At 32.9% G+C, this 10,030-nt stretch carries 7 protein-coding genes; 1 reads left to right on the top strand and 6 read right to left on the bottom strand.

All coding sequences use genetic code 11. From position 1 onward, the window contains the following. Nucleotides 1-539: 539 nt before the first annotated feature. The 4 genes from H3Z82_RS19070 to H3Z82_RS19055 form a co-directional block, all read right to left on the bottom strand. The gene (locus H3Z82_RS19070) at nt 540-1,016 is read right to left on the bottom strand and encodes a hypothetical protein (protein WP_182207075.1); all 477 of its coding nucleotides are present in this window, start codon (nt 1,014-1,016) and stop codon (nt 540-542) included. Between the two features lie 369 nt (nt 1,017-1,385). Beyond that, nucleotides 1,386-4,463, bottom strand: coding sequence for an Eco57I restriction-modification methylase domain-containing protein (locus tag H3Z82_RS19065; protein WP_182207074.1), 3,078 nt, complete (start codon nt 4,461-4,463; stop codon nt 1,386-1,388). A 313-nt stretch (nt 4,464-4,776) separates the two neighbouring features. Next, nucleotides 4,777-5,499, bottom strand: coding sequence for a hypothetical protein (locus H3Z82_RS19060; protein ID WP_182207073.1), 723 nt, complete (start codon nt 5,497-5,499; stop codon nt 4,777-4,779). Nucleotides 5,500-6,211: 712 nt separating this feature from the next. Beyond that, nucleotides 6,212-6,847 (bottom strand): hypothetical protein, encoded by a 636-nt coding sequence (locus tag H3Z82_RS19055; protein ID WP_182207072.1) that lies wholly within the window; start codon nt 6,845-6,847, stop codon nt 6,212-6,214. A 362-nt stretch (nt 6,848-7,209) separates the two neighbouring features. Here H3Z82_RS19055 and H3Z82_RS19050 point away from each other — a divergent pair, with 362 nt between their 5' ends. Then, nucleotides 7,210-8,181, top strand: a complete 972-nt coding sequence (locus H3Z82_RS19050; RefSeq protein WP_182207071.1) for an IS110 family RNA-guided transposase — start codon at nt 7,210-7,212, stop codon at nt 8,179-8,181. Between the two features lie 162 nt (nt 8,182-8,343). Here H3Z82_RS19050 and H3Z82_RS19045 read toward each other — a convergent pair whose 3' ends face one another. Together H3Z82_RS19045 and H3Z82_RS19040 are read right to left on the bottom strand one after the other, a co-directional pair. Further along, entirely contained in the window at nt 8,344-9,363 is a 1,020-nt protein-coding gene (locus tag H3Z82_RS19045; protein ID WP_182207070.1) for a hypothetical protein, read from the bottom strand. A gap of 157 nt (nt 9,364-9,520) precedes the next feature. Continuing rightward, nucleotides 9,521-10,030 (bottom strand): hypothetical protein (locus H3Z82_RS19040; RefSeq protein ID WP_220459217.1); only part of this gene is annotated, 510 nt, incomplete at its 5' end.

Genomic DNA, 10,030 nt, shown 5'->3' with positions numbered 1-10,030 from the left:
TAACGTTTTTGTATAAAGAAAGTTGCGTTTTTGTGGGCGAGGATTTTCCGTAGGAAAATCAGAAGCAAGCAAAAATGCAACACACTTTAATTAAGCACAAAATAGCAATTTTTTTTATACGGTGTTGCAAGTAGTAGTTTTTTTGTTCCGATTACTTTTATTTATCTTTAATCTGCTAACTTTTTCCAATTCCGTTTGAGTAAGAAATTCCGTTTGAGTAGATATTCCGTTTGAGTGAAAATTCTGTTTGAGTGGAAATACCGTTTGAGTGAGATTCCGTTCGAGTAAGAAATTCCGTTTGAGTAGAAAATCGGTAGAGTAAATTCAGCGTAATATTTGTTAAAAATCAGATTTATTTTATTTGCGAATTGTTTGCGTTTGAGTGTTTTCCGCTATTACTTGCAACGTTTAGTATAACCGCAGTTACGGGATTAAATTTAATGTTTTTCGGATAAGCACCTAAGATAGCAATTACGCGTGGATTCGGACGCAGTCGAATCCGCCGTAATTTCGGTTATACATTGTTGTAACCAGTGCTTTTAATTCCGAATTAATATTTCAGTCAATATTTTTTTCGGAAAGCTGTATTCAATTCTATTTGGTTTTTCAGAGTTTAATTTTCCGTTTTTATCTTTGTATTGCAGAAATAAAATAACTTTTATAAAGTCTGAGGTAATTTCCTCAATCTCACACATCGTAATTCGGATTTTATAACCGTCGATAAATTTAGTCGATTCCAAATATTGTTCCGAAAACCAGTTATTATGTCCATTATCAGCTCTGTGCTCCAAAAATTCTATTTTTTTATTTTCAAGTTCGATTGTGACTTTATCCGTCAAATCTTTATTGTCAAGCTTTATACCTCCAAAAGAATAATTATAAAAATCCAAATGAGCCATTTTTCCGACATACGAATTGTCAAGTTCAGATACACTTACATATTTTATGTCAGAACCATCTTGTGCAATAGCATTAAATGTAAAAGTCAGAATTATTAAAAGGATTATTTTTTTCATTCGTTTCGTTTCTTGCATTGGTTACAACGGTCTTGTGTATGAAACGTAGCGTATAAATAAACACTAACTTTTCGGATTTAGCACGAGCCGAATTTTTATTTTTTCTATTTATCTTTTAATTTCTAAATATACAAAAATAAAAATTTGGCGAACTTAATAAATAAGCAAAAACCTCTCGGAAAGCCTATAATAGCTATGTTTTATACACGTTGTTGTGTGTAGTGTTTTTTTCGTTCTGCTTGGTTTTCCGATGTTTGTTATTTAGTTCAAATGTGAGCGTTGGCAAGACATACGCTTTTACAGTTTTGGTGAAGCTTGGATGATGCGACTGGAAATGTGTATGGCTTTTTAGCGTTGGCTTTTCATTCTCTATATATTCTTTTCAATCGTTGCAATTTCAGTAGGTTCAATTTCGTAAAGCTCGTAGATAATCGTGTTGATTTTACTTTCGGCTTTTTCCAATTCCGTTGTAATTTGCTCCAATTCTTTTGTTAATTGTATTTCTCGGTCAAAATTGTTTTCCGCTTTTGCTTTGTCCAACAGCTCTTGATAATCGGAACTTTTTTGAGTTTTAGAAATAATACTGTTAACTAAATCAGCAATTTTTTCTTGCGTTTCAACACTCGGATTTATTAAAGGTAAATTTTCTAAAGGTGTTTTGTCAATTTGGTAGTTGTTTCCTTGCATTTTCCCTTTGTACTTTAACCAAAACGCAATCAAATTCGAGTTTAAAATCCCTGTGAGATACTTTTGATTAATTCTATCAGTTTTTATGACCATAAAAGTCCTATTGACGTAAGCATCAAAGGCTGTATAAGTAAATCTTGGTCGAACTGAACATTTTCTTAATGAAAATATTTTTTCTCCTTTAAAATACTTTTTGTCTCTCGAACGATGTAATCCATAAGGTTTGTTTACCGAAGTGAAAACGTCTAAAAACTTGTCTAAATGCTCTTTTACGTTTGGATAAGGAAGTATTTTTTCTTCGTTTTTGAAACTTGAATCTGTGTAAATAATCCAAAGTTTATTTTTTGGATTACCATAGTATTGTTGCAATTCTGTTGTTGTATAAAATGGTTTTAAAAGTTCTTTTTCCTTTTGGTTTAAGTTCAAATTGTCATATTCTACTTGACTTAAATTAAAAATTCCATCGCCAATTTCTACATTTTCGATTACTTCTTTATGCTTTTTATTGACAAAATCTTGCAATAAATCAATACCTGAAGCGATTTCTTTTGAATCTAAACTAAAATTTTCTTTTGCCTTTATTTTCTCAATTATCAAATTGAGTTCTGCGTTTATAAAATTAATTGGCTGATTTATTAATTCTTTCTTTACGATGTTTGATATAAAATACTCGTATTTCTCGTCTGCGATTTTTTCTAAAAATAGTTGAGCATCTTCGTGTTTTATTTTGCTGTTAAGCACTTTGGAAAAGTTAAGACCATAATTTTCATTATTGTCACTTCTTTTCATAATGTAAATCATAGTTTGAATACCTGCGGAATCAAAAACTTTAAAATCACTAAAGTCGATAAAATCTACGATTTTGCCTTTTTTAATAATGTAATCTCTGAATTTTGAAGCTCCATCATTGGTTATCCAATTGTTTGGTGCGATGTAGCCGATTAAACCATAATCTTTTTTTATAATATCTAAAGCTAAAGCACCAAAGAAATACCACAAATCCATTTTACCTTGATAACAAGAATGTTCGTGTAAACCATCAAAAGCGGATTTGTTTGTAGCCTCTTTTATGTATGGTGGATTTCCAATAACAATATCAAAACCACCATTTTTCATAATGCTTGGAAATTCTTTGTGCCAATCAAATTCTGATGCTAAAAGTGAATTTCCACATTTAATGTTATTGTTTAATTTAGAAAGTTTTCGGTCTTTTTTTGCTGTGCGAAGCCAAAGTGATAATTGAGCAATTTCAACACTTTCTTCGTTAATATCTACACCGAAAAGGTTGTTTTCTAAAATGTTTTTATCTGTATCGAATAATCTCAAAGGTGAATTAGTCAAGTCTGCAATTATATCGTCTATTTTTTCGTGTTCTTCAATTAAGTAATTTAATGCTTGGTTTAAAAAAGCTCCACTTCCACAAGCTGGGTCAATAACTTTTAGGTTTGTCAACCAATTTTTATATTCGGTTAAGGTTTTGAAAAGTTTCTTTCCTTTTACCGTTAAAGTCTTGTCTTTTTTTAGAAACGAATCATCATATTCAATTTCTTCAATGTCGAGTTTTTTTCTTTTGTCTATGCAAAGTTGACCAATCGTATTTGCGACAATGTAAGTTGTTATATATTTTGGTGTGTAAAAAACACCATCTTTTTTTCTTTTTGTTCTTTTTTGGTCGGAAACTGTTCCCTCAATTTCTGCGGTTACTTCTTCAATTTCATTTAACGAATGCTCAAAAATATGACCGAGAATATTTACGTCAACTTCTGTGTTAAAATCATAAGTTGATAACTTTTTTAAATCGTCAATTAAAATTTCATCATCAATATTTAGGTTGTTGAGCAACAAATCTTCGTAGAATAAACCACCATTGTAAGCTGGAATATTGTCGGATTCTTTTTTCCCTTTTCTACCAATATTCATATAACCGAAATACTGCTTGAAAATTTCGTAAATCGGTTTGTATGCGTCTTCTTCTTTTAAAATGTCAAAACGCTTAATTATTCTTGAAATTGAATTTGGTGGCAATAAGCCACTATCTTCTGCAAAAAGTATAAATAAGAAACGGTCTAATAGTTTTTGAGACTTTTTGAAAAGTAATAACTTATCATCATCTGGATGATTGACAATAAGATTATTGAATAGTTTATTTTTGAAATGAGAATAGTCTTTGTAAAGTTCTTCTGAAATTTCCTTTTCGTGGAACTGTGTTTCTTTTTTGAGTTTTATTGGAAGATTTGAAAAAATACTTTCTTTGTGAAGTATTAAATAGAGTAGCTCAAATCTTTCTCTGTCGAGAAAAAACAAATCAAATTCCTCAAATTCCGTAGAGTAGTCAATGTAAAAACGAATTTTCTGAAAATTTGAAGTAATTACATATTTACATTCTGGTTGATTGTTTTTGTAATTAAAAGCTTGTTGTGTAATTTTTGTTAAATCCTTTGTTTTTGTTGATTTCAGCTCAATTACTGCAATTGCATTTTCATCTTTTAAAATTGCTCCATCTGCTTTTTTTCCGTCCGTTTGGTTTTTAAATTCTCGCTGTAAATTAAAATTTTCGTCTGGACGAAGTGTATAACCTAAAACGTCAACAAATATTTCTCGTAAAAAACCATCTTGATATTCTTCTTCTTTGAGCGTTTTTATTTGCTCGATTTTCGCAGAATTGTAATTCAGTCGGAATGTTTGGAAAGCTTTTTCTACCTTTTCTTGGTCAAGGTTTTTGAGGTGTTTTTTTATTACGGATTTCTGAAATATTGGCATTTATTTTGGTTCGGTTTTTTCTTTCACAAGATACTATTTTTCGAGCGTTGGCAAGAAACAGCTCTTTTATTTTTTTCGCGTTGGCATTTCGCGTTGGAAAAAAAATAAATGTGCTGTTTGAGCGTTGGCGTTTTTAGTTCAAATGTTCAATTTCAGCACGATTTTTTACATTACACACAACGTTTCGTGTATGAGCAGTGGCGTGGTTCGTCACGGACAATTGCAAACAGTTACTTGCCATTGGAAATTCCGCAGGAATTTCCAAGTAGGCGAGGACAAGCCATTGCTTATACACATTGTTGTAAACTGGCTTTTATCCATAGTTAAATGCCAGAATAATTAGTACTGATACAAAACTTATTAGACAAACTGTTATCGATATTCCGCAAATCCGTCCCCAAAGTTTTAGATAAAATGAATCATTGTTTTTACTAAATATATTATTAATTTTTTTGTCAGTAAACCCAAATGCAGTTTTAAAAACTCCTTTCACATAATCATCGGCACTTTGATATTCACTCGCAGACCATTCCGCTAATCTTTGATATTCCGATTTTAAATAATCGATATAGTATTTTTTCGATTCTTCAGTTTGCGGTTGGTTATAAAGATTTAGAACGTCCGCGTAATCGTGGTCAAAGTCAGCTTTTATTTTCTGATAAATTTCGTGAATATCATCAGGTTTTTTTAGCTTCCTTGTTTCTGTTGGCATAGTTTTTTCTTTCGAAAAGGCACCTTCTAAATAGAACATTATGTTCTGGTATTTTGTAAGGAAAAGAAGAGCCGAAAATCTATAAATTATTCCACTAATAATTGAAGTAGTCAACAATATCAAAACAGTCTTTAAAATGCAATCCGAATAGTTTTCATTTATGTTTGAAATTTTAGATACAATCAGCGAAATGGCTGTAACAGAAAAACCTACAATCCATACAAGTATTTTATCATTTTGACTAAAATTGAATATGAAATTCGCTTTGGTTTTTTCCAAAGTTCCGTAAGTCTGTCTTAATCTTGTATCAAAAGGTCTTTCCATTTACGACGGTTTCTTTAGCTTGTTTACAACGTTTCGTGTATGGAACGTAGCGTATAAATTTAACAATAACTTTCGGATTGGCACTTAGCCAAATCTCTGATTTGGAACCACATTATCCATATTACAGCCAAATCAAAGATTTGGCGGACTTCGCAAATACACACAGACCTTACGGAAAGCACTGATTAGCTATGTTTTATACACATTGTTGTGTGCAGGCTTTTATTTTTCCGTTCGAGTGGAATCCGCTGAGAATGTTGCGTTACGATTGGTTTTTTCTTTTAATCCGCAATTTTCCGTCCGAGTAAGATCCGTCGTAAACGTTGCGTACTGATTGTTTTTTTATTTTAATCCGTAACGATCCGTTTTGATTGGTTTCTTTATCTTTTAATCCACAACGATTCCGTTTGAGTATAATCCGTTGGGAATTTTCCGTAATGATTGGTTTATTTTTTTCTCCGAAGCGTTCCGTCTGAGTGAATTCCGTTAGGAAAGTAGCTCGTCAAACTTGTTTTATTTTTGTCTTAAAAAACCAAAAAAAAAATTCGGGAAAAGTTGTGTTGATTTCCGCGAAATTCGGCTTGCACACAACGTTGATGTGTATGAGTTGTGGCGTGTGTCGTCACGGACGATTCCAAACGGTCAACTGCCTGTGGAAAATCCGCAGGATTTTCCAAGTAGGCACAGACCCAGCCATAACTTATACACGGTGTTAGGCACTGGCATTTTCCATAATTTTAATAAATCGGTTATGGTTTTCTGTTAGTTTATTTTCTTTACTGTAACTTTTTAAATAATTCACTAATTCAGACGGTTTAGCTGATTTCATAAAAGATTTTTCACTTAAAATTCCGATTTCAAAATTCGATAAAGAGGTAGTCATTCCCAATTCAGCATTTAGACCTTTATTCTTATTGGTAATTATGCCGACTTTATATATTTCTCCATTTTTTGTAATTGAATAATACACTTTTTTTGAGTTGGATATTTTGTCAATTGTATCAAAAGTTTGTTTAAATAATCTCTGTTTTGATTTAGTTCTTTTGTTTGTTTTATTCAAAATGTTCAATGCGATGTCTATTTGCAGGCACTCCTTTTCAATTTCTTTTCTTGACGATAATATTTCGTAGTCACTTTTCCTCAAATTTTCTTCATTAGGATAAATAGCAAATTCTCTTATACAACCTCTAATAATTGCTTTTTGCAAACTCGTTAAATTCTTTATCGGATAAGATAATTTCGAAGTGATAATGTTTAGTTTGTTGATATGGTCAATATCTGAATTCTTTTTTCTTAATTCAAAAGATTCTTTAATCATCTCTATTTCCTTGTCTTCAAATATCTTCATAATCTTGGTTTTGCTTGTGCCTAACGTTTCGTGTATGAGCAGTGGCGTGGTTCGTCACGGACAATTCCAAACAGGTACTTGCCATTGGAAAATCCGCAGGATTTTCCAAGTAGGCGAGGACAAGCCATTGCTTATACACATCTTAAGTTTGATTTTCTTTAAATCGGTTAACTTTAAGTATTAATCAGAAAGAACAAAAGAGCGGAGTAAGGTTACTATACACGGTGAAGCTTTTAGACTTCGGCAACATTGATAATCCCCGCTCTTTTACTACTTAAATCACGTTCAGTTCTGTGAGGCCTGGACCTCGTTTTCAAGTTGTTGTGACCCAAGTAGCTGGTTCTTTCATAAAATAAATTCTTATGAATAAATATAAGGAAACTTTCGGAGTTGACATCAGCAAGGATGTCTTTGATTTGTACGGCAGCAATAGTGGCCACAACCAGTTCAATAATGATGGGAAAGGGTTTGGATCATTTTTAAAGATCCTTCCCGAAGGTGCCATTGTGGTCATGGAAGCTACGGGGTACTATCATTACAGGCTCGCACAGTTTCTTTACAAGAACCATGTGGTGGTATCTGTGGTAAACCCCTTGTCGGTGAAACGTTTCATTCAGATGAAGCTGGCCAAGATAAAGACCGACAAGAGCGATGCCAAGGCCATCTGTGACTATGCGATGGCAAACGAAGTTCCGCTATACAATGCCCTGACGGACGTACAGGCGGAGTGCCTGCAACTGTTTCGGTTGTTGGACAGCTACCTCAAGAAGCGTACCGCCACTAAGAACAAGATGCACGGTGAGGAGACCTTGGGAATCCCTTCGAAGTTTGTATACAGGTCCCTCAAACGGGACAGGAAGCACCTGGACGGGGAGATTGCCGGGATCGAGGAACGTCTGCTCTCGCTCGTAAAAAAAGAGCAACAGCACCAGCTCACTCTTTTGACGAGCGTTCCGGGTATTGGCCCAAAGACCGCATTGTTTCTAATTGTGGTGACCGATGGGTTTTCCAAATTTGAGACTGCCGGTCAGCTGTGCAGTTATGTAGGCATTACACCTACAATTCGCGAGTCGGGAAGCAGTGTGCGCGGTCGTAGCAGGATCAGTAAGGTCGGAAATAAGAAACTTCGCAACCTGCTGTTCCTTTGCGCATTCAATGCCTGTAAGCACAATAGGGCCTGTCGTGAACTTTACCAGCGGCTTGTAAATAAGGGGAAAAGCAAGAAACTGGCACTGATTGCGGTGTCCAATAAATTGCTCAAGCAGTGTTTTGCGATTGCTAATTCAGGAAATCCTTACGATCCAGAGCATGTATCGGTTCTGAAACTGCAATAGTTAAAATTAATATTATGAACATGGTGTTTGCTTGTTGGACTGGAAACAAATCGACCGTAGGAGATTTGTTCCATTTCAACAATGCCAAGATTTTTATGGTTAAAATTTAAGGAAGAAAAGACTTGTTTTTTACCTCAGTTCTTTGTTAGCCACTGGCTTTTCTTATATGTTGTAAATTTCATTTATTTCTAATTCATTTCTTATTGACTGAATTGTAATTAAAATCAAGTCAGTTGTGTTCGATATAAAAAATGAAAGTAAAATTATAGTCATTGTAAATTCAGTCCAGATATTTAAGTTAAGAACAAAAGCAAAAACACAAACAATTAAAAGGACTAAAAAAACGACCATATTGATTAAACCTTTAATATAAAATTTTGGAAGCTTTTCAGAATTTAGTGAATTCAAATAATAATGCTTTTCAAAAATGACTGAATCAAATTCAGTTAATAAGTCTTTCAGCTGACTCTTATAGTTTTGTTTGTCAATTTGTCTTCCGGTAATTTTTTGATAAAGTTCATCAATTCTATTCATCCAATATCTTGAACAACCATTAAAATTAACAATGTCGTCGCTTGACCTATCAAGAAAATACCAAAATGAATTAGCATATTCTTTATATCTAACAATTTCATCTAATGTGTAATTTTTCGGATTGAATTCTGTGAAAAAGGAAAAACTGTTGTCTCCGTCTTCAAGTCCTTTTAGAGCAAGATATGCTTGTCCATCTGTTCCATAAATTTCTTCACTAATTGTTGTTGACTCATCATAAGTGAATTTTCTGTGACCAGGCAAATCATAACCTCGATATTCCTCATAAGTAAGTTCTTCATACTTATGGTCAACAATAGATTTTATGTTAACATCTTTAAATCTCCAAAATTCGTGTAATCCTCTAATATGAAAAGCAATTCTTCGTAAATAGGTGATTTTCGATGATAATAAGTCTATTTCTTTTTTTCGTTCAATTTTAATTGACTTTTCTGCAAAAAGTTTTGAAAATAAATAGGTTACGATTATTGCTATAATTATTGATATCACAGAAATCAGTGTCGAAAGAATTTCTTTTTTTTCAAATTGTTCTATATCTGTGTATTTTAGGAATATCCAAAAGCAAGCGAATGTTACAATAGGATAAATAAATATTCTCGCAGTATCACTTATGATTGGTTTTTCGGTCATTTTTTTTCAGCTTGTGGCTAACGTTTCGTGTATGAGCAGTGGCGTGGTTCGTCACGGACAATTGCAAACAGGTACTTACCATTGGAAAATCCGCAGGATTTTCCAAGTAAGCGAGGACAAGCCATTGCTTATACACATTGTTAGCAAACGTATTTATTTAATCAGCGTTTTTATATTTTTCGCAATTTTTCATTTCCTGAATCAAGTCGTCTTTGTCATAATTCATCTGATATTTTTCTGGGACAATTCCGTTTATCATTTCAATTAGAGGACTTAATTCGGGATGATAATAATTTGATAAATGAACAGTTTTAGACAAGGAATCTTTTTTGATAGTAAATGACTTCACATCGCCATCATCAATACAGTCGTTCCTATAATTTGTTTTTAAGCTATCAATATTAATTTCAGATATTTTTTTAAGTTGTCGTTTCGGTAAATCCAACGTAGAGTAGAGAACACTATCCTTTTCATTTTCTAAATCGCCACGATAAGTAATGGTCAATTTTTCATTCGTAAGATTATAAAGGACAGAGTATGCAAGAGAATAATTGTAATCCGCAACTGATAATTCAAATGGTTCAATCGGTTCTTTATTACAAGAAATTGTAAAAACTAAAACTATTGATGTCATCAATCCGATTGCGTTTCTCATATGTTTGCTAAC

Origin of the sequence: Gelidibacter maritimus (assembly GCF_014062315.1) — a bacterium.
Classification (GTDB): domain Bacteria; phylum Bacteroidota; class Bacteroidia; order Flavobacteriales; family Flavobacteriaceae; genus Gelidibacter; species Gelidibacter maritimus.
The sequence above is the reverse complement of the archived record's forward strand: the minus strand, read 5'-3'. Positions and strand labels throughout refer to the sequence as shown.

What these genes read in the sequence shown, in the direction of transcription:
- H3Z82_RS19070 (WP_182207075.1), bottom strand. Translation starts at nt 1,016, where the DNA reads ATGAAAAAAATAATCCTTTTAATAATTCTGACTTTTACATTTAATGCT.
- H3Z82_RS19065 (WP_182207074.1), bottom strand. Translation starts at nt 4,463, where the DNA reads ATGCCAATATTTCAGAAATCCGTAATAAAAAAACACCTCAAAAACCTT.
- H3Z82_RS19060 (WP_182207073.1), bottom strand. Translation starts at nt 5,499, where the DNA reads ATGGAAAGACCTTTTGATACAAGATTAAGACAGACTTACGGAACTTTG.
- H3Z82_RS19055 (WP_182207072.1), bottom strand. Translation starts at nt 6,847, where the DNA reads ATGAAGATATTTGAAGACAAGGAAATAGAGATGATTAAAGAATCTTTT.
- H3Z82_RS19050 (WP_182207071.1), top strand. Translation starts at nt 7,210, where the DNA reads ATGAATAAATATAAGGAAACTTTCGGAGTTGACATCAGCAAGGATGTC.
- H3Z82_RS19045 (WP_182207070.1), bottom strand. Translation starts at nt 9,363, where the DNA reads ATGACCGAAAAACCAATCATAAGTGATACTGCGAGAATATTTATTTAT.